Origin of the sequence: Bacillus sp. AFS029533 (assembly GCF_002585125.1) — a bacterium.
GTDB lineage: Bacteria > Bacillota > Bacilli > Bacillales > Bacillaceae_G > Gottfriedia > Gottfriedia luciferensis_B.
The window spans coordinates 65619-86743 of the sequence record NZ_NUQC01000004.1; the positions used below are offsets into that span (position 1 = coordinate 65619).

Annotated in this window: 16 protein-coding genes, 1 pseudogene and 1 riboswitch; of the genes and pseudogenes, 14 read left to right on the forward strand and 3 right to left on the reverse strand. The window is 34.5% G+C overall.

Annotated elements, in window-relative coordinates; all coding sequences use genetic code 11:
- The first annotated feature begins 96 nt into the window (after positions 1 to 96).
- From helD to COE53_RS01970, 4 genes are all read left to right on the forward strand, one after another.
- The gene (helD, locus tag COE53_RS01955) at positions 97 to 2448 is read left to right on the forward strand and encodes an RNA polymerase recycling motor HelD (RefSeq protein WP_025568625.1); all 2352 of its coding nucleotides are present in this window, start codon (positions 97 to 99) and stop codon (positions 2446 to 2448) included.
- A 161-nt stretch (positions 2449 to 2609) separates the two neighbouring features.
- The gene (locus COE53_RS01960) at positions 2610 to 3641 is read left to right on the forward strand and encodes a daunorubicin resistance protein DrrA family ABC transporter ATP-binding protein (protein WP_025568624.1); all 1032 of its coding nucleotides are present in this window, start codon (positions 2610 to 2612) and stop codon (positions 3639 to 3641) included.
- Positions 3638 to 4450: an ABC transporter permease gene (locus COE53_RS01965; RefSeq protein WP_069033663.1), complete on the forward strand. Its 813-nt coding sequence runs from the start codon at positions 3638 to 3640 to the stop codon at positions 4448 to 4450. The genes COE53_RS01960 and COE53_RS01965 overlap by 4 nt, the downstream gene beginning before the upstream one ends.
- A 92-nt stretch (positions 4451 to 4542) precedes the next feature.
- Positions 4543 to 4646, forward strand: a riboswitch (purine riboswitch).
- Between the two features lie 210 nt (positions 4647 to 4856).
- On the forward strand, positions 4857 to 6152 hold the full coding sequence (locus COE53_RS01970) for a nucleobase:cation symporter-2 family protein (RefSeq protein ID WP_069033664.1): 1296 nt from the start codon (positions 4857 to 4859) through the stop codon (positions 6150 to 6152).
- 39 nt (positions 6153 to 6191) lie between these two features.
- Here the strand turns inward: COE53_RS01970 and COE53_RS01975 are convergent, their stop codons facing one another.
- Positions 6192 to 7493, reverse strand: coding sequence for an O-antigen ligase family protein (locus COE53_RS01975; protein ID WP_069033665.1), 1302 nt, complete (start codon positions 7491 to 7493; stop codon positions 6192 to 6194).
- 414 nt (positions 7494 to 7907) lie between these two features.
- Between COE53_RS01975 and murQ the strand changes: the two genes are divergently transcribed.
- Positions 7908 to 8798, forward strand: coding sequence for an N-acetylmuramic acid 6-phosphate etherase (gene murQ, locus COE53_RS01980; protein ID WP_069033666.1), 891 nt, complete (start codon positions 7908 to 7910; stop codon positions 8796 to 8798).
- 21 nt (positions 8799 to 8819) lie between these two features.
- A complete protein-coding gene (locus tag COE53_RS01985; protein WP_025568619.1) occupies positions 8820 to 10232 on the forward strand; it encodes a PTS transporter subunit EIIC in 1413 nt (470 codons plus the stop codon).
- 57 nt (positions 10233 to 10289) lie between these two features.
- Here the strand turns inward: COE53_RS01985 and COE53_RS01990 are convergent, their stop codons facing one another.
- On the reverse strand, positions 10290 to 10916 hold the full coding sequence (locus COE53_RS01990; protein WP_254664586.1) for a Gfo/Idh/MocA family oxidoreductase: 627 nt from the start codon (positions 10914 to 10916) through the stop codon (positions 10290 to 10292).
- A pseudogene (locus COE53_RS24235) lies at positions 10905 to 11200 on the reverse strand (Gfo/Idh/MocA family protein); the annotation flags it as partial. The gene COE53_RS01990 and the pseudogene COE53_RS24235, both read right to left, overlap by 12 nt.
- 456 nt (positions 11201 to 11656) lie before the next feature.
- On the opposite strand from COE53_RS24235, the gene COE53_RS01995 reads away from it, so the two are divergent.
- From COE53_RS01995 to COE53_RS02030, 8 genes are all read left to right on the forward strand, one after another.
- Positions 11657 to 13339: a long-chain fatty acid--CoA ligase gene (locus COE53_RS01995; RefSeq protein WP_098947354.1), complete on the forward strand. Its 1683-nt coding sequence runs from the start codon at positions 11657 to 11659 to the stop codon at positions 13337 to 13339.
- A 284-nt stretch (positions 13340 to 13623) separates the two neighbouring features.
- Positions 13624 to 15345, forward strand: a complete 1722-nt coding sequence (locus COE53_RS02000; protein WP_286162530.1) for a cache domain-containing sensor histidine kinase — start codon at positions 13624 to 13626, stop codon at positions 15343 to 15345.
- A gap of 1 nt (position 15346) precedes the next feature.
- The gene (locus tag COE53_RS02005; protein WP_025568614.1) at positions 15347 to 16141 is read left to right on the forward strand and encodes a response regulator transcription factor; all 795 of its coding nucleotides are present in this window, start codon (positions 15347 to 15349) and stop codon (positions 16139 to 16141) included.
- A gap of 93 nt (positions 16142 to 16234) precedes the next feature.
- Positions 16235 to 17542 (forward strand): extracellular solute-binding protein, encoded by a 1308-nt coding sequence (locus tag COE53_RS02010; protein WP_069033669.1) that lies wholly within the window; start codon positions 16235 to 16237, stop codon positions 17540 to 17542.
- Positions 17543 to 17627: 85 nt separating this feature from the next.
- Positions 17628 to 18503 carry a carbohydrate ABC transporter permease gene (locus COE53_RS02015; RefSeq protein WP_098947356.1) on the forward strand — a complete coding sequence of 292 codons (876 nt, stop codon included), beginning with the start codon at positions 17628 to 17630 and terminating at the stop codon, positions 18501 to 18503.
- A gap of 51 nt (positions 18504 to 18554) precedes the next feature.
- A complete protein-coding gene (locus COE53_RS02020; protein ID WP_091024682.1) occupies positions 18555 to 19421 on the forward strand; it encodes a carbohydrate ABC transporter permease in 867 nt (288 codons plus the stop codon).
- Between the two features lie 46 nt (positions 19422 to 19467).
- Positions 19468 to 20103, forward strand: a complete 636-nt coding sequence (locus COE53_RS02025) for a YesL family protein (RefSeq protein WP_069033671.1) — start codon at positions 19468 to 19470, stop codon at positions 20101 to 20103.
- A gap of 32 nt (positions 20104 to 20135) precedes the next feature.
- Complete coding sequence (locus tag COE53_RS02030; protein ID WP_098947358.1) at positions 20136 to 21107, forward strand: aldose 1-epimerase; 972 nt, start codon at positions 20136 to 20138, stop codon at positions 21105 to 21107.
- Positions 21108 to 21125 lie beyond the last annotated feature (18 nt).

Sequence of the window (21125 nt, forward strand, 5' to 3'; positions counted from 1 at the left end):
CAAATTATATAGAGGACATATTTTCCCTACTTTAATTTTACTATACAAATCCTCTTGAGTCAACCCCCATTTTTATCTTTTAAAGGAGTGCATGAAATGAACAACGAACTTCAAAAAGAACAAGTAAGAGTAAATACTGTATTAGATCTAATTACGGACAAAATTAGTAAATTAACAGACGAAACAGCCCAACGTAGAAACGAAGTAATCAATGTTCGTAAAAACTTTTGGGATGAGGTTAAAGTTAATACAGATAGCTTTGATGACTATTTAGAGACGGTTATTAGTTTAAGACAACAATCTCAACTTTTGGCGATCGGCCAAATTAATCATAAGCAATCTTCAAACCGATTATCAGCACTTCGTCGAATGAAAGAGGTTCCTTATTTTGGTCGCATTAACTTTACAGAAGAAGGTTTGTCTGAAACGGAGCGTATTTATATTGGTGTTTCAACACTAATGGATGAAACTGGAGAGAATATTTTGGTTTATGATTGGAGGGCCCCAGTTTCAAGTGTTTACTATGATTATCCACCAGGTCCTGCAGAGTATGATACACCTGGGGGGAAAGTGAATGGCGTATTAGACCAAAAATGGCAATACATTATACGAAACGGTGTAATTGAATCAATGTTCGATACAAGTCTTACTATAGGTGATGAGATATTGCAGCATGTGCTAGGCAAAGGTACAAATAAGCACATGAGAAGCATAGTAGCCAGCATTCAAAAAGAACAAAATCAGATTATTCGTTATGACAAAGGTAGATTACTGATTGTTCAAGGGGCGGCTGGTAGCGGAAAGACATCTGCAGCTTTACAAAGGATTGCATATTTGCTCTACAAATATAGAAACTGGATAAAAGCAGATCAAATTATCTTATTTTCACCTAACGCAATGTTTAATAACTACGTATCGAGAGTTTTACCCGAATTAGGCGAAGAAAATATGCAACAAGTTACATTCCAAGAATATTTAGTTCATAGACTAAGTGATGCGTTCCAAGTTGAGGATAATTATGAGCAATTAGAATATGTGCTAACTGCAATAGATGATCCTACCTATAAGACTAGAACTTCAAGTATACGCTTTAAAGCTTCAACTCGTTTCTTTGAGACGATTAAGGCATACAGACAATCATTGGAGTTATCCGGAATGGTCTTTAGGGGATTTAAATTTAGGGGCAAACCAGTGGTTACAGCTAAACAAATATATGAAAGATTTTATAGCACAGACACTTCTTTAAAATTTAACAACCGATTAGAGAAGCTGACGGAATGGTTAAACAAACAAATCAATGAAATGGAAAAGCAAGAGCTGAAAAAAACATGGGTACAGGATGAAATCGAGTTACTCAGTAAAGATGATTATCAAAAAGCATATAAGTACTTACAGAAAAAACAAGCTAAAGAGGATTCATTCGATGATTACGAACAAGAAACTAAGGTATTAGGTCGAATGGTCGTACGTAAAAAACTAAAGCCATTACGCGAGTGGGTTCGTGGATTGCGTTTCATTGACATAAAGGGTGTCTATAAACAGTTATTTTCCAATCCAACTCAAATTGAACAATGGATTGAAGGGGATACTCCTGAGAATTGGGAGGACATCTGTCAGTTAACTTTAAATATGTTAGATGAAGGCAAATTGTTTTACGAGGATGCTACACCGTATTTACTTTTAAAAGAGTTGGTTCAAGGATTCCAATCAAATGTTACAATTAAATTTGTACTTGTAGATGAAGCTCAAGATTATTCTCCTTTCCAATTTGAATTTTTGAAGAGATTATTTCCTTCTGCAAAGATGACCGTTTTAGGTGACTTTAATCAGGCTATCTTTGCGCATGCCAGTGAAATGGGAGATTTTAATGTCCTTAAAGGTTTATATGGGCCAAATGAAACAAAAGTAATCAATCTGACTCGTAGTTACAGATCAACAAAACCAATTGTAGAGTTCACACGTAGACTCATACCTGGTGGCAATTTAATTACACCTTTTGAACGAGTTGGGGATAAGCCCGTGTTAACACAGTTATCTAACCGAGAAGATTTGCACAGCCATATTGCATCTAAAATCGAGGACTTAAAGAAAAGTGAATTTAATACAATTGCTGTCATTTGTAAATCTGCTGAAGAAAGCTCTGAGGCATATGAAGCATTAAAAGATGTAGAAGGAATCAAACATGTGAAGAGAAACTCAGTTGAATATGAACAAGGTGTAGTCATTATTCCTGCATATTTGGCAAAAGGAATTGAATTCGATGCAGTGATTATTTATGATGCATCAGCTCAAGTTTATGGAGATGAGCACCTCCGAAGACTATTTTATACTGCATGTACACGAGCAATGCATCAGTTACATCTATATAGTTTAGGTGAAGTGACTCCTTTTTTACATGATATAGATTCAGAGTTCTTACTACTAAATCAGACTATAGTACATGACTAAATTTAAACTTCCCTTAATTTAGATAAGGGAAGTTTTTTTATTGGACATTGTATCCCCTAGGTTGTAACTATTCGTAAAGAAAATTTTTATTTAAAGTTCATACTTAATTCATAATTAGTCGATATATTCATCTTGTAATAAGTCGTAAAGGAGGAAGTAAATTGGAATATTTAAATAAAAAAATAATTACCCCAAATAATGGAGATTTGGCCGTAGAAGCGAGTGGTTTAGTTAAAATATTTGGTGAAAATCGTGCGGTTGATGGAGTAGATTTAAACGTTCGTGCTGGAAGTATTTACGGTGTACTTGGTCCAAATGGTGCAGGGAAAACAACCACAATTCGAATGCTGGCTACGCTACTTAGACAAGACGCAGGTACTGCACGCATATTCGGGCATGATGTTTTAAAAGAGGCTCAAATTGTGCGTCAATTAATTGGAGTTACTGGTCAATATGCCTCAGTAGATGAGTCACTAAGTGCTACAGAGAATCTTATTATCTTCTCAAGATTACTAGGTCTAGGTAGAGCGGAATCGCGAAAGAAAGCAGCTGATTTATTAGAGGAATTTGGCTTAACGGAAGCAGCAAAACGCCCATTGAAAAACTTCTCAGGTGGAATGCGTCGTAGATTAGATTTAGCAGCAAGTTTAATTGCACAGCCACCACTTATCTTCTTAGATGAGCCGACAACTGGTTTAGACCCTCGTACAAGAAATCAAATGTGGGATACTATTCGTCGTTTAGTAAAAGAAGGTTCTACAGTTTTATTAACAACACAATATCTTCAAGAGGCGGATGAACTAGCAGATCGAATCGCAGTAATAGATCGTGGTCATGTAGTTGCGGAAGGTACTGTTGATGAATTGAAAGCTTCAGTTGGTAGTTCATCATTACAATTAAAAATTCAAGATATAAAAGATGTTCAAAAGGCGCGTCAAACAGTAGAACGAGTGCTAAAAGTAAAATCCAATATCACATTAGTAGAAGGAAAAATTACTGCACCTATGGCGGATGCTGACCGAGTAACCGACCTACTAATCGCCTTACGTGATGAAGGTATCCATTTAACTGAAATGAGTGTGCAAAAGCCAACACTTGATGAAGTATTCCTTACGATTACTGGTAACAGCGTAGATGATGATGGATCAAAGGAGTCAGGTAAAACAAAAGAAATGGAGGGAGTAAGGGTATGAACACTTCAATAAAACCAGCTGCTTATCGTGAATTAAAAAATAAAACCAGCTTTAGTCAATCAGTAAAAAATTCTTTTACGATGGCTTATCGTGGTCTATTAAAAATAAAACGTACACCAGAACAATTATTTGATGTTACATTACAACCTATTATTTTTACACTTATGTTTACTTATATCTTTGGTGGAGCAATCTCTGGGGATGTTAAGAGTTATTTGCCGGTAATCATACCAGGAATCTTAGTACAGACTGTCATTACTACTTCGATTGTTACAGGTGTACAATTGCGTGAAGATATGGATAAAGGTGTATTCGATCGATTCAAATCGCTACCGATTGCACGTATTGCACCACTGGCAGGAGCTTTATTGGCGGATACGATACGTTATACAATCGCTACTGTCCTTACTTTCACAATGGGGTATATAATGGGATATCGCCCTGAAGGTGGCTTAGGCTATGTCGTTTTAGCTGGACTACTTGTAATTGTATGTTCATGGGCGATTAGCTGGATTTTTGCCTTTTTTGGAGTAATTGCACGTACAGCGTCAAGTGTACAAGGGATTTCTATGCTAGCACTATTTCCATTAACATTCCTTTCAAATGCCTTTGTACCAGTCGATACAATGCCAAATTGGCTTCAATGGTTTGTAAAAATAAACCCAATCTCTCATCTGATCACTGCTGTAAGGAATCTAACGAACACAGGAACTGCAGGTTCAGATTTAATCATTTCGCTTATTGGAGCTGCTGTAATTGTAGCAATTTTTGCACCACTAACTGTAAAAGCTTATATGCGTAGAACATAATAGAAGGTGTTCCATTAGTTTTTTTCTAATGGAGCACCTTTTCTTTGCATTTTCTACTTGAAAATATTGAATAGCATGTGTAACATAATCAAGGTACAAATATATAAATAACTCATATAATCATGGGGATATGGCCCATAAGTTTCTACCGGACGACCAATATAATCGACCGACTATGAGTGAAAGCACATCTAGGGTTCCGCATTATTGTATAAGTAAAATGGCTGGTCCGAGCGATGTGGGCACTACACGTGCTACACCATTAGGGATAAAAACCCAGAAGGACAGGTTTCACTTGAGAGAAACATACTCAAGTGGAACCTGTCCTTTTTTGTATTATAAAGAGTACTAACTGTATGCCAATCAATATAGATAAATTAAAGCAATGACAAGGGAGAGAATCAAATTGTTAACTAAACAAAAAGCATTTACATTAGGTTTTCAACACGTCATGGCTATGTATGCAGGTGCAGTTGTTGTGCCTCTTATAATAGGTGGCGCGCTTAAACTTACGCCAACTCAGATCGCTTATCTAATAGCAGCAGATTTATTTACTTGCGGTATCGCAACAATCCTTCAAAGCATGGGGACTAAATACATTGGTAGCAGATTGCCAGTCGTTTTAGGATGTACTTTTACGGCGGTAGGTCCGATTATTGCAATTGCATCCTCTTCAAACTTACCGACAGCTTATGGTGCAATCATTATTTCTGGGATCTTTGTTGTATTAGCTGCTCCTTTTTATGGCAAGTTATTAAAATTTTTCCCTACAATTGTAACGGGGTCAGTCGTAACGATCATTGGACTTTCTCTAATTCCAGTAGCTATGAATAATGCAGCAGGTGGACAAGGGAGTCCAGACTTCGGTCAAATACACAATTTATTACTAGCACTTCTTACACTTATCGTAATTTTAGTCATTAACAGATGGGCTAAAGGGTTTTTACGAACAATTTCCGTACTTGTTGGTTTGGTTGTAGGAACAATTGCCGGCTATGCAATGGGAATCGTTCACTTTTCAAGCGTATCGGAAGCATCGTGGTTTAGTATCGCTCAACCATTCTATTTCGGAGCACCAAAAATCAGTATTACAGCTATTATCACGATGATTATCGTTTGTATCGTTAGTATGGTTGAATCAACTGGAGTCTATTTCGCAGTAGGAAAAGCGACCAACCAAAAGGTAAAACAGGATCAAATCGTAAATGGGTTGCGTTCAGAAGGTCTTGCAATTATGCTTGGTGGTATTTTTAATGCATTTCCGTACACAGCATTTTCACAAAATGTTGGTTTAATCTCACTTACAAAAGTTAAATCTAGGGAAGTTATTTATGCTGCTGGAAGTATCATGGTTGTTCTTGGATTACTACCTAAACTTGCAGCTTTAACGACCGTTATTCCAAATGCCGTTCTTGGAGGCGCAATGATTGTTATGTTCGGATCTGTTGCAGCTGCCGGAATATCAATTCTTTCAGAAGTCGATTTAGGTAAAGGTGAAAACCTATTAATCGCGGCTTGTAGTATAGCAGTAGGGTTAGGTTCAGCAACCCTTCCACAAATGTTCGACCAACTACCTGACTTTTTAAAAATGTTAATGCAAAATGGAATTGTGACGGGTTCATTAACTGCAATTATTTTAAATTTATTCTTAACAAAACAAAATGTGGCAGTGGAAGTACAAATTACGAAAAAAATATCATAAATGAACAAAAGAGACCCCTATCTAGTTGTAGGGGTCTTTTTAGTACTTGTTACTAATAAACTTCGATTTTAAATAATGCAAAATCATGTATGAACTTACAACTAACCTTGCCGTGCTCCCATAAACGCTAATAAATTTTCCTTGAATTACTGAAATCTCGATATTGAATTGCATACGTTTCGAATATCGATCCCAACACCCAAGCAGTATGACTGTAAGGAAACCGATTTGTGGAGAAAACACCGGCTCATCAAATACCCCTGTAAACAAAATAATTGGTAGGCCGAGTAAAAAACTGTTAAAAAAACATTTTTTACTGCGCTCAAATAAGAATAGGTGAATGCATTTTACAATATTTATACTAATTAATGTTATAAAAGCCAATCCTCCTAATGTTCCGTATTCCGCAAACATACCTAGCAGTAAATTATGTGCATGGGGGATGAAGTGACCATATTGTATGACATATTCTTGACCGAATCCGATCGGTGTCACACCAAAGAAAGGGTGATTTTTCCATATGGTATATGCGTTTTTCCAAATGTCCAACCTTTTGTGCCCTGCTTGAATAACTGAATCGGCCCTTGGCATTATATAGAGCAACCATTTCGAAAAGAATAGTCCGAAGATTGTACAAACAAAGAAAAAGATTCGATTAAGTCGGAAGATAAAAAGTAAATAAATCAGAATCATCGTCGCAAAGCCAGCTCTTGAACCTGTAAGATAAATTCCATAACTAAGTAATAGTTGGATCGGAAGCTGCCACGCTAAGCTAATATAATGTTTCCTTTCTAGACTAGAAAGTAGACTGGCAAAGAGAAAAGAAATAGCGATTAATAAAATAAAAACAGTAAAATTGGGATTATATGCACAACCAATTAGACGGTTAAAATTCTTAGGCTCCACTTCTCCGTAAAGCACTGTCCCTAATAAATAACCTACAATTTTAGGAATAAAGAACCATTTGGATATCCATCCAATCACACAACTATATACGCCTCCAAAAATGATGATCATGCGAAATCTCTGAAATAATTGACCTTTCTCAGTTACTAAAATCCTACAATATATTCCCCAGTAACCAAGAATCATGATACTGACCAATAAAAACAATATATTTCTAAATAATAGAGCAGCACCAATAGTAGATATAAGTAGGCATAAGAAAAAGTACGAACTAAACGAATAAATAAACCGTTTATTAGTAAACCATTGAGTATAGAGTGTACGAAGCCCGATGATCAATAGCAAAGAAATACCTACTGGAGGTAAGAGAAAGCAGAGAAGTGCGCTTTTCTCCACTAACGAGAAATTTTTATAAAACTGCATAAGCTTTTTCATTGTATACCCCTAGTTAAGTGACATAAATATCCTTAATCATATGGAGGATGTTGTCTTTTCATTTGTAAAATCAATTGTATTTTAGTTAAGTTGTCATCAGATTTAACAAACATATTTTAAATACATAGGTTTAAAATACCACAATAGTTTAGTAATTATGTTTTGAAATTGTAAATTGAGCTTAAACTTTTTTGCCAGACAAATTAATGTATAAATTATAGATTTATGCATCTTTTAAAAGAAAAATTGTTAGTAGCCGTTTTAAGAATGTGATATTTATTTGAACAAAAATACGAAATAATAATATGAAATTTTTTCCTTATGAATTTTAATGTTGAAATTTTATTTCAAAAATAGTTATAATATGTATGAAATTAAATTTAGTCATAAAAAATTACTTGAGGTGAAGCAAACATGCTTGAGAATTTAACAACCGAAACAAGAAATGAAAAAACAATGAATCTAGATGAAATGTCTATAGAAGAATTTTTAACCGTAATGAACGAAGAGGATGCTAAAGTTTCCGCTGCCGTTCGAAATGAGATTCCTAATATTTCTAAAGCTGTTGAAAAAATTGTAACTGCTTTCAAAAGTGGGGGTCGCTTGATTTATATTGGTGCAGGTACAAGTGGCCGCATAGGACTTTTAGACGCAGTTGAATGTCCTCCTACATTTGGAACAAGCCCAGAAGAGGTAGTAGGGTTAATAGCGGGTGGAGAAAAAGCTTTTATAAAAGCAGTTGAAGGTGCTGAGGATAGCGAAGAACTTGCAACCCACGATTTAAAGGAAATTAAGTTAAATAAAAATGATATTGTAGTCGGAATTGCAGCAAGTGGTCGTACTCCTTATGTTATTGGTGGTTTAAAATATGCCAAAGAAATTGGTGCTTCGACTGTAGCGGTTAGTTGTAACAAGGGCTCAAAAATTGGTCAAGAGGCAGAAATAGCAATTGAAGTTGTTAATGGACCTGAAGTGTTAACTGGTTCAACTAGATTAAAGGCAGGTACTTCTCAAAAGTTAGTATGCAATATGTTATCTACAGCATCAATGGTTGGTATTGGAAAAGTATACGGTAACCTAATGGTTGATGTTCAATCAACAAATGTAAAACTAGTTGAGCGTTCAAAGCGTATTGTAATGGAAGCAACTTCTTGTACGTATGAAATTGCAGAAGAGTATTTAACAAATTCAAATCAAAGTCCAAAAGTAGCAATCGTTATGATTCTTACTGGATTTAGTTATGAGCAAGCAATTGAACAATTGAAAAAATCAGAAGGATTTGTTCGAAAAGCAATACAAAAATAAAAATTGTTGGGGGAGTAGAAGATGGATAAATATCAAAGATTAGCTTCTGAAATCGCTGATGCAATCGGCGGTACTGATAATGTAGTGTCATTTACAAACTGTATGACTAGACTTCGTGTTAATGTTGCTGATCGTAATTTAATCAATGAAGATCAAGTTAAAAAAATTAACGGGGTTTTGGGAACTGTTGATGATGAGACTTACCAAATCATTTTAGGTCCTGGTACAGTAACTAAAGTTGCAGAACAATTTGGTCATCTGAAAAACAGCTCATCAGGAAAACAAGGAACTTCATCAGCTGCTTTAAAAGAAAAGGGCTCAGATCTTAAAGCTGAATTAAAAAAGAAAAATAACACACCTTTTAAAAATTTCTTACGAAAAGTCGGTAATATCTTTATTCCATTAATTCCAGCATTCGTTGGTGCAGGTTTAATTGCTGGTATTGCTTCGATTTTATCAAATAATATTACTGCTCAAAACCTTGATGCAGCAACTTGGTCACAATATGTTACAGTTTTAAATGTAATTAAAAACGCAATTTTTGCTTATTTAGCGATTTATGTTGGTATTAACGCAGCGAAGGAATTCGGGGCGACACCATCCCTTGGTGGAGTAATTGGTGGGGTAACACTTTTAACAGGTATGCTTCCTGATCAACCAATTAAAAATATCTTTAATGGTGATCCATTAGCTCCAGGTCAAGGTGGTATTATTGGTGTACTACTTGCAGTCTATTTATTATCAGTTTTAGAAAAACAATTACGTAAAGTTATTCCAGATTCTTTAGATATTATTATTACACCAATGATCGCTTTATTAGTAGTAGGTTTGCTTACAATTTTCTTCATCATGCCTTTCGCAGGATTTATTTCTGATAATTTAATTGGCTCAATTAACTGGATTATTGCAAAAGGCGGTATTTTTGCAGGATTTATATTAGGTCTGGGATTCTTACCATTAGTAATGTTAGGTTTACATCAAGTATTAACACCAATTCATATCGAGTTAATTAATACAACTGGTGCTACAGAATTATTACCAATTCTTGCAATGGCAGGTGCTGGACAAGTTGGAGCAGCATTAGCATTATGGTTACGTTGCAAAAAGAATAAATCATTATCAAATATGATTAAAGGTGCTCTTCCAGTAGGTATTTTAGGTATTGGTGAACCATTAATTTATGGTGTTACATTACCTCTTGGTCGTCCGTTTATCACTGCATGTATCGGTGGTGGTATTGGAGGTGCAGTAATTGGAATGTTTGGTAATGTTGGAGCAATTGCAATTGGTCCTTCAGGCTTAGCGTTAGTTCCACTAATTGCACACGGAATGTGGCTAAAATATGTGATCGGATTACTTGCTGGTTATGCTGGTGGTTTCGTTCTAACATATTTATTCGGTACTCCAAAGGATGCAATGGCTGAACAAGAATAAATAATTAATAAAACCCGAATAATTAGACCTCTCAAGTCTACTATTCGGGTTTTTTATTTAATCTACATTAGAATCTATATACTGAACGATTCTTTCGCAAATTTCATGAGTGATTAAGGAATCATTTATTGAAGGGTCTGGCGTTTTATGCTGTTCTATACAGTCAAGAAAGTGATCAACAATTTGGTAAAACCCACGTTTATATAAGGTTGGTTCCCAATCACCAAACTTTGTAATATTGATTTCTTTATTATGATAATGAGTGGTTTCAACTAAACTACTCACTACATATTTATTTTGTGGTGTCATATATTCAATCATTTCTTCCGTAACACCATTGTTTCTGTTCATTATTCCAATTGCCGTGCATCCCTCACCTATAAGATGAATGACTAGGTGTTCGAGTATATTATCTTTTTTTAAGAAATTGACTTTTAAATCAACTACATTAGTGGACATTAAATACCTCAGTGTATCCACCACATGGATAAAATCCTCTACAACAAATCTTCTAGTATATTCAGGAAAGTTAAATCTATTTTTTTGCATGATTATTAAGCTAGCCTTTCCATGCATAGTAAGCTCTTTTACTCTAGGGATAAATCGTCTATTAAATCCAACCATTGCTATTTTTCCTTGCTCTCTGGCTAGATTTACAATTTGTTCAGTTTCTTTGAAATTCATCGAAATAGGTTTATCAATATAAACGTTTATACCTTTAATAATAACTTTTTCGTTATCATAAAATGAGCCTCAGTAGCTGTACTAACAAATGCTGCATCAATATTCTTTTCTAACAATTCATCTACAGTATTAACCGTTTCACTGATTCGATATTTATTTGATAAATGGTCTAGTGTCTCATTACTTCTTGTACATAGCACTAAATCGATCTTTTCTTTTTCAGAAAGGACCGGTAGGTAGGCCTTCGTAGCTATATCTCCTAAACCGATAATTCCAATTCTCATATGCTAACACCTCACTTGTTATTAATTGAAACATAGATAAGTGGTACAGTAAGTAATTGTATGTAATTTTACTTAAAAAATTTTAGATACTCAAATTAAATATCTCGGTTAAATCAAATAGCTTTTTTAATTTTCAAAAAACTATTTATTCATTTAAGCTTTTCCATTATAATAAGGTCTAAAGTTGATTATGATAATGACTTCCCATTCCATTTTTCTTTCCACACTAAACTTAGCAATTGCCTCTTTTTGCAAACTTACTTTCAAATAATTTCAAAGTTAGTATTTATATTGAATGAATTATAAGCGTTTGAGCGTTATTCATTAATTAGGCATCCTATTTGAATACTTGCCCTAAATTTTCTTTGTTAATGACTAAAATATCATGCATACAAGAAAGAGCTGTAAGTATTAAAACTTAATATAAAAAAAGATACATAAGCGGAGGGAAAAATTATGAGTACTTCACATTTTGCGTATTGGCCAAAAAGGGTATCTAAATCTTTAACTTTACCTGAGACAACACTTTATGATAATTTAGTCGTTTCGGCAAAAAGATATCCAAATAAAACCGCAATAGAGTATTATGGTGCTTCAAAAACGTATAAGCAGCTTCTTGAAGAGGTTGATTATCTAGCAGGGTATCTTGAGCATAGGTTAGAAATATCCCCTGGTGAACGTGTAATGCTTTATATGCAAAACTCACCTCAATATGTCATCGCCTTTTATGCAATATTAAGAGTAAGAGGAATTGTAGTACCAATTAACCCAATGAACACCACAGATGAACTTGAATTCTACATAAATGATTGTGAAATTAAAACCGCGATCATTGGCCAAGAACTATCCCCTCAAATTGAACCTTTACAAGCTACAACTGGATTAGAGAATTTAGTAGTTGCAGTTTACTCTGAATATTTACCAACCATTCCTTTAGTTTCCGATTTAACGGCTGAAATAACTGAATCAAAGAAAATCTATCAAAACGAAAATCTATTTTATTGGGAGGATGCAATACAAACACAGCTTACCCCGTCATTATATGAAGGCAATTCAGAAGATGTTGCAGTTCTTCCATATACTTCAGGAACAACAGGTTTACCTAAAGGTTGTATACATACACATAAAACGGTACAAGCAAATGTAGTAGGATCTGCCGTTTGGATGAATATTTCTGCAAATGCCGTTAGTTTTTCAACTTTACCTCTATTCCATGTAACAGGAATGGTTCATGGAATGCATACACCGATTCTTACTGGTTCAAGTATGGTATTGCTAACAAGATGGAATCGATACCATGCGTGTAAACTAATTGAAAACTATCAATGTACCCACTGGGTAAATATTAGTACAATGCTGATTGACTTTTTAGCAAATCCAAATTTAAATACAGAAGATATCAAGTCCCTTGTAAATATTGCAGGTGGTGGAGCTCCACTTCCAGAAGCAGTAGGTGAGCAGCTATTCAAATTAACAGGTTTAAAGTTCGTAGAAGGGTATGGTTTATCAGAAACAATTGCTCAGACACATTTTAATCCGCCAGATCGACCAAAACTTCAATGTCTAGGAATTCCATCATTTGACGTAGACGCCAGAATTATCGAGCCGGTAACAATGAAACAGTTAGGTGTCGGTGAGGTTGGTGAGATTGTTGTTAATGGACCACAAGTATTTAAAGGCTACTTTAACCGACCAGAAGAAACAAAAGACGCCTTTATTGAAATAGACGGTAAACTATTTTTCCGTACAGGAGATATCGGTCGGTTTGATGATGAAGGTTACTATTTTATCGTTGACCGTGTTAAAAGGATGATTAACGCTTCAGGCTTTAAAGTTTGGCCAACCGAAGTGGAGAACTTGCTATATAAACATCCGGCCATTCAACAAGCTTGTGTTGTTAGTAAGCCTGATGAAAAAAGGGGCGAAACAGTGAAGGCATACGTGATCCTCAATCCTATTTATTCAGGAAAAGTAAGTGAGGATGACATTATCGATTGGTCTAAAGAGCATATGGCTAACTATAAATACCCAAGATATGTCGAGTTTATTGAAAAATTACCAACTACCGCAAGCGGGAAAATTTTATGGAGGACTCTTCAGGAAGCAGAATGGAGTAAAGTGGAACAAGTTAATGAGTGAGAAAAGTCAAAAGCACAGGGAAGGGATAAATAGTAACTAAATGAAAAGGGGAGCCTCAACATCAAATGTATAGGTTCCTCTTTTTCGTGTTGATTTTTTGATTGAACGATTTACCATTATCCAAATAGTGCACTTAAACTATCTGGTAGTTATTACTAGATAGGTGTTTTTAATATTCAGACTAATAATAAATATAGTATGATAATTTTTAAAGAAAGCCCTTACACCAACTTACTACTGAAAAGGTGATTACAATCGTCAAAATAAGATTACGGTTAAGAAAATTGAACACTTTACGAAATCAAATATTGGCTGTCTTCTTGATTGTTATGGTGATTGTTTTATCCATTGTATCTATTATGGTATATAACCAAGTTGGAACTTTAATGAAAGATACAACAGAGAAGCAAATCCAACAAACGGCTGTTGAAGCAAATGGAAGAATGGAAACTTTGTATAAACAAATTGACACTTTATCAAATCAATTAATGACCAATGAAACAGTTCAACAAATATTACTCGGATTGAAAAACGGGGAAAGTGTTGATTTTGCAAAAAGACAATCGCTAATTAGGGTCATAAATAACTCTTTAGCTTATTCGAATGGAATCTCTTCTTTTGAACTATATTCTTCGGAAGGTAATCGCATTTTTCCATTCGGTGAAAAAAATTTATCTAGTGTAATCGATGAGAAATGGGTAAAGGAAGCAGAAACCGAGAAAGGAAGATTAGTGTGGGTAGGAAAAGATCCTAATAATAGTAACTATTCTTATGCAATAAGAAGGGTAAGTTTAATGGATCGATGGTTTTCAAATGGAGGATATTTAGTCGTAAGAATTCTTAATAGTTACTTTCAGGTTGAAGAAAGTAATTTATCTCCTGGAGAGAAGGATTATATGATGCTTCTGGATAGGGATTTAGCTCCGATAACGGATAATTACGGTATTGATATCCAAAAGTTTTTATTAGAAGGATATGAATCGATAAAAGTAAATAAAAAGCAATATATGATTGTTACGCAACCATCTGCAAAAACAGGTTGGACCCTTGTTATTTTAAAACCTACAAGCTTTTTAAATGAACGGGTAACACCGGTAAGAAAAGCAACCCTTTTATCTGGTGCGATTGGACTTATCATTTTTGTCATTTCATCAATTATTCTAGCAACAATGATCACAAGACCGATAAAGAAACTTACAAATACAATGAAGAATGCGAAAATGGACGAGTTGAAAATTAACAAGGAAAGCGCAGCTTCATTAGAAATTATTGAATTAAATAGAACGTATAACCAGATGGTAGAAAATACGAATCATTTAATACAGGTCGTTTATGAAAAGGAATTACTTCGTAGTCAAACTGAGTTGAAGGCACTACAAGCCCAAATTGATCCGCACTTCCTTTATAATACGCTAAATGCACTTTACTGGTCTTTAGATGATAGAGGTGAGGAGGATTTAGCAGAAATAGTGATTGCAATGTCGGGATTATTTCGTTATACAATTGGCAATGCAAACAGTAGTGAATGGGTAACTATACAAGCTGCTCTCGACCAAATTGAACGTTATTTACAAATTATGAAAATGAGATTAGGAGAACGGTTGTTATGGGAGATATCCGTTGAGCCAAATCTATTATCTATTAAAATACCTAAACTGCTAATCCAACCCTTAGTTGAGAACGCTATTATGCATGGTATTGAAAGTAGTCGAGAACAAGGGTGTGTTTTAGTGAAGATTAAACGGATTAATGACTCATCTAATTTATTAGTGACTGTTAAGGACAATGGACCGGGGATTAATAGAGAAGCTCTTAATGCCCTTAATTTAGCAATTAAAAATGATAATTTATCGTCCTTTAAGGGGATGGGTATGGCGCTAACTAATGTAAATAAAAGAATCAAATTATATTACGAAGGATATGACTTAAGTGGCCTTCGTTTAGAAAGTGAGATCGGTAAAGGCACAACTGTATTATTCGAAGTTCCAGACAAAGGAGGAGAATAATTTGGATACAAAAGTGATTCTAATTGTTGATGATGAACAAGCGACTAGACAAGGATTAAAAAAAACATTAGAGAAATGGTCAAATGGTAAATTTGAAATTCTTAGTGCTGCAAATGGCCAAGAAACATTTGAGCAGTTGAGCAGAACAAAAATCCATCTATTAGTAACTGATATTTGTATGCCTGAAATGAATGGTTTAGAGCTTTTAAAAAAACTAAAGGATAAAGGACATAAATTTGTTTCAATTATTATCTCTGGACACCCTGATTTTGAATATGCCCAAGAGGCTATTCGCCTAGGAGTTGTAAATTACTTATTAAAACCAGTAAGTAAGCAAAAATTAATAGAGGCTATTGAGCAAGCACTAGAAAAGGAAGCAAATATTGAACGGATTGAGTATATGGAAAAAGTAACTGATCAGAAATTATTAAAGCTAGATCAAGTTAATAACCGCTCTAATTCAATTAAGGCAGCTAAGACATTTATTAATGAAAATATAAGCAATCAAATTTCATTAAAGGATGTAGCAGATGCGGTTCATCTAAATGCGAGCTATTTTAGTGTGTTATTTAAAGAGCAAGTGGGATTAACATTTAGTGAGTATTTAACTAGAAAGAGAATACAAATTGCAAAAAATCGTTTACTGACAACAGATTTACAAATTGAAGAAATTGCCCTAGAAGTAGGCTATCAGACAGCTAAATATTTCATTAAGATCTTTAAGGATTACGAGGGTATTACCCCTAGTAAATTTAGAAAAGTGTCGGAACTTGATGATTCACTAATCCAAAAATAGTGGAATTTTATCCAATCGTGGTTACCTTACCGCGTTTTTTTTTTAGTGCTAGAATTTACTTGTAACGAAAAATTCAAAAAATGGGGGTTAGACATGTTTAAGAAAGCGTCTTCATTAATGTTAGCACTAGTTCTTATTCTAATGGTTGCTTTAACTGGCTGTGGTAAATCTAATAACGCGTCAACTGAAAGCGGTTCCAAAAAAGTGATCAAGTTTATGCATCTTTGGCCAGCTGGTAGTTCTAAGCAACAAAACTTAATTGTATCTGACATTATTAAGCAATATGAGGCTGAACATAAGGATGTAAAAATCGAAGTAGAAGTTCTTGAAAATGAACAATACAAGAATAAGATTAAAGTTCTTTCTTCTTCTAATGAACTTCCTGATGTTGGGTTTACATGGGCAGCAGGATATATGAAACCATTTGTAAAAGGTGGCCTTTTCGCTGATTTAGATGATGTGTTAAATAACGGATTAAAAGATTCTTTTGTAAGTGGAACAACAGAAGCATATGCAATCGATGGAAAAACATATGGATTACCTCTAGAACTAAACATCGCTCCAATTTATTACAATAAAGCAATTTTTGAAAAATATAACCTTCAAGTACCACAAACTTACAGCGAATTCCAAAACGTTGTTAAAACACTTGCTAAAAATGGAGTTGCTCCAATCGCTTTAGGTAATAAAGATCGTTGGACAGGTTCACTTTGGTATATGTATTTAGCGGACAGAATTGGTGGAGCTGATGTACTTAATAAAGCAATTAACCGTACAGGAACATTCGAAGATCCTGCACTTGTATCAGCGGCAACAGAGGTTCAAAACCTAGTTAAAGAAAATGCATTTAATAAAGGTTTTAATGGGTTATCAAATGATGAAGGTAAATCTGAATTCTTAAATGGAAATGCAGCTATGTACTTAATGGGAACATGGGAGCTTCCAAACTTTACGACAAATGAAGAAATTCCAAAAGATTTCCGTGACAATGTAGGCTTCTTTAAATTCCCTACTTATGAAGGCGGAAAAGGAAATATTAACAGCTGGGTTGGTGGCCCTGGAGTAGGTTTATTCGTAGCAGAGCATTCAAAAGTTAAAGCTGAAGCTAAAGACTTTGTTAAATTCTTTGTAGAGAAGTGGGGAGAGCAATCTGTAGAAAAAGCGGGTGTAATCCCAGCAACTAAGGTTGATACTTCAAAAGTAAATTTACCACCATTATATATTGATGTGTTAAATGAGTTAAATAAAGCTAGTAACTTAACACTATTTGCTGACGTTCAAATGAGTGCTTCTGTAGCAGAAACTCACTTAAACTTAATCCAATCTTTATTTGGAAATGAAGTAAAACCAAAAGACTTTGCTAAACAACATGAAGAAGCATTAAAGGCAGAAGATAAATAATTTCTGATGTACTAAAGAAAAGGGCATATGGATTCATTGTAGTATGCCCTTGATTTTTAAATATAGGGGAAGGAGTTGAATCGAAGTGAATAAAGCTATGTCAAATAAAAAAATAATCGCCTTGTATATTACACCAGCTCTTTTTCTGATCCTTGCTTTGATTTACGTTCCAATCGTACAAACTGGATACTTTGGCTTAATGAAATGGAATGGAATTGGGGAAAAGGAGTTCATAGGTTTAAAGAATTACTCCCACTTATTACATGATCCTCTATTTTGGAAAAGTGCTTTCCACTCCTTTTTATTGGCAGTATTTTCAGCCGTTAGTTTAATTGGCTACTTGTCCATCTCATTTATACTTGCTGGAAAAATTAAAGGTGCAGACCTTCTAAGAAAAATATATCTTATTCCGATGCTGCTTGCATCTGTTGCAATTGCTCAGCTTTGGCTTAAAATTTATCATCCTACTAACGGTATTTTAAATAGCTTACTTGTTTCTCTAGGCGTTCATAATCCACCTGCCTGGTTAGCAGAAACAAACTTAGCATTGTATGCGATTATTATTCCAATTATTTGGCAGTACGCAGGTTTTTATATTCTGATTTACTATGCAGCTCTTAAAAATATTCCGGACTCTCTAATCGAGGCCGCAAGAATTGACGGGGCAACACCACTTCAAATCGCATTAAAAATAAAATTACCATTAATCATGAATGTTGTGAAAGTGACGATTGTTCTTGCCGTCGTTGGATCACTTAAATATTTTGATTTAATTTATGTTATGACAGGTGGAGGCCCTAATGGTGCAAGTGAAGTAATGGCTTCCTATATGTATCAAAAAGCATTCAAAGGCTTTGACTTTGGATATGCAAGTGCAATTGGATTTTTCTTATTAGTTATTTGTTTAGTAGTTACTTGGGTTATTCGTAAGTTTACTGAATCAAATAATGACATTTACTAAAAGAAAGGGGGATTTTAAGTGGATACGGTAAGAGCTACAGGATCTCAAGCCATTGTAACTGAAAAGAAAACTGACCGTAGCAAAAATAGTGTTTTTAGTAAAGTTGCTTACGGTTTTATGTATCTTTTCCTTATAATCGTAGCGATTTTTCAAATATTTCCGATCATATGGCTATTTCTTTTTTCATTAAAAAATAACCAAGAAGTTTTCAATATGTCACCTTTTTCTTTACCTGAAAGCCCAAAGTGGGAGAATTATACGAAAGTTTGGACTGAGGGAAATATTAGTCAGTATTTCTTTAACAGTGTGACTTACACAATCGCTGCCGTTATTTTAACGGTTGTATTAGCAAGTATGGTAACCTTCGCGATTACAAGAATGAATTGGAAAGCAAGTAAATGGGTTTTGGGATTATTTATGGTAGGTTTAATGATTCCAGTCCATTCTACACTGATTCCTTTATTTAATACTTTTACAAAAATAAATTTAATTGATAATCCACTCTCGGTAATCCTTACGTACACAGCCTTTAACTTACCAATTACGATTATGATTTTAATTGGTTTTTACGAAGCTCTCCCTAGAGAGGTAGAAGAAGCAGCGATTATGGATGGGGCATCAATTAACCATATATTTTTTAAGATTACTTTACCAATGACTTCACCAGTTATTGCTACAGCAGCAATTATTAATATGATTTACAACTGGAATGAGTTTGTCTTTGTTAATACATTTATAAGTTCAGATCAATTTAAAACACTCACGGTTGGTATTCAAAACTTTATTGGGCAGTATACGACTGATTGGGGAGCAATTGGAGCTACGTTAGTTATTAGTATACTACCAATCCTAATTGCCTTCCTTATATTAAGTAATCGAATTGTAGAAGGAATTGCTTCTGGATCAGTAAAAGGTTAACTGCATTAGATAAAGCTAAGATGAATTTGTAAAGGAGGGTGATTAAATGATACTCGGAAAAACAATGGGGAAATTGTTTACGCTATGTGAGTGGGTTATGAAATTAGCATATGTCAATCTGCTATGGTTCCTCTTTACAATTGCAGGACTAGTCATATTTGGTTTTTTCCCTGCTACAGTAGCCCTATTTACAATTGTTCGTAAATGGATCATAAAAGAAACGGATCTTCCGATTTGGAGAACTTTCTTAACTGTCTTCCTAAATGAATTTAAAAGTTCCAATAAACTTGGTTTGGTATTCATTTGTAGTGGCATCTTCCTAGCGTTTGATGTATTTTACATTCGAACGATTGAAGGGATGCTCCAGTTTATCTTAATCATCCCTTTATTAATCATAGTGGCAGTTTATTTAATGGTTTTCCTTTATATTTTCCCACTATATGTACATTACGAATTTAAACTTAAAGACTATTTAAAAAATGCATTCTTTTTAAGTGTTTTTCATTTTCACATTACTTTACTAATGCTAGTTAGTCTAATCGCTATACTATTTTTGTTGCTGTACCAACCAGGGCTAATTCCATTCTTTAGTGTCATATCAATTGCTTGGATTTTCATGTTCTGTGGTATGTATAGCTTTAATCGAATAGACCAAAGACAAGGTAAGATTAGTAAAGTCTAAGTGTAGAAATTATCTTAGAACGGGGAATCTAGATGAATACTTATGTTGAGGAAATCTCTTTTTTAAATGAACCAGCGATTAAAGCAGGTAATAGTGAATTGGAGATCATCATTATTCCCGGATGGGGATCAAACTTAATTTCCATGGTTCATAAAAAATCAAATACTGAGCTTTTAAGGGTCCCTAACTCAACCGAGGAGTATTTGAATAACCCAGTTCTTTACGGTACTCCAATCCTGTTTCCTCCAAATCGAATCGATCAAGGAAAGTTTCGATTTGGCAAAAGAACATATCAATTTGAAATCAATGAAATGGACAAGCAAAATCACATTCATGGTTTCGTTCACACAAGGGAGTGGAATATCTCGAGTGTAGAGGTTAATGATCAAACAGTAAAAATTATTACTGAGTTTGATTCAAGTAAGCATGAAGATGTAATGGCTCAATTCCCGCATCATTTTGTGATAAGGATGAGCTTTATTTTAAATGATAATTTATTCGCTAAAAAAGCAGAAATTATTAATAAAAGTAGTGAAGTTTTACCGTTTGGCTTTGGATATCATACTAGCTTTGTATTCCCTGAAGAAACTTCAATCTTCAAGCTTCCAGTGGATAAACGTTGGAAACTAAATGATCGATTTTTACCAACGGGGGAATTAGAAGATATTGAGTACAAATATGAGTTGAATGAAGGAATGAGCCTGTACGGGCTAGAGTTAGATGATGTTTTTCTATCTAACCCTAATAACAGTGGCCTACAAACGGCACAAATAACAAACAAATCAACAGGAATTGAGATTAATTATACCGTTGACCAAAGTTTTAAACATTGGGTTGTTTATAACAAAGATGCGAGAAGCGGCTTTTTATGCCCTGAGCCCTACACATGGGTAACTAACGCTCCTAATCTTGAAGTAAATGGAGAATTGACGGGATTACAAGGAATTGAGCCAAAAGACATGAAAGTATTGCGCGCATGGATTGTCGTTTCACATAAGTCATAAAATACAAAACTACTATTT

Coding starts and splice junctions, on each gene's coding strand:
- helD (WP_025568625.1), top strand. CDS start 97: ATGAACAACGAACTTCAAAAAGAACAAGTAAGAGTAAATACTGTATTA.
- COE53_RS01965 (WP_069033663.1), top strand. CDS start 3,638: ATGAACACTTCAATAAAACCAGCTGCTTATCGTGAATTAAAAAATAAA.
- COE53_RS01975 (WP_069033665.1), bottom strand. CDS start 7,493: ATGAAAAAGCTTATGCAGTTTTATAAAAATTTCTCGTTAGTGGAGAAA.
- murQ (WP_069033666.1), top strand. CDS start 7,908: ATGCTTGAGAATTTAACAACCGAAACAAGAAATGAAAAAACAATGAAT.
- COE53_RS01985 (WP_025568619.1), top strand. CDS start 8,820: ATGGATAAATATCAAAGATTAGCTTCTGAAATCGCTGATGCAATCGGC.
- COE53_RS01990 (WP_254664586.1), bottom strand. CDS start 10,916: ATGAATTTCAAAGAAACTGAACAAATTGTAAATCTAGCCAGAGAGCAA.
- COE53_RS01995 (WP_098947354.1), top strand. CDS start 11,657: ATGAGTACTTCACATTTTGCGTATTGGCCAAAAAGGGTATCTAAATCT.
- COE53_RS02010 (WP_069033669.1), top strand. CDS start 16,235: ATGTTTAAGAAAGCGTCTTCATTAATGTTAGCACTAGTTCTTATTCTA.
- COE53_RS02025 (WP_069033671.1), top strand. CDS start 19,468: ATGATACTCGGAAAAACAATGGGGAAATTGTTTACGCTATGTGAGTGG.
- COE53_RS02030 (WP_098947358.1), top strand. CDS start 20,136: ATGAATACTTATGTTGAGGAAATCTCTTTTTTAAATGAACCAGCGATT.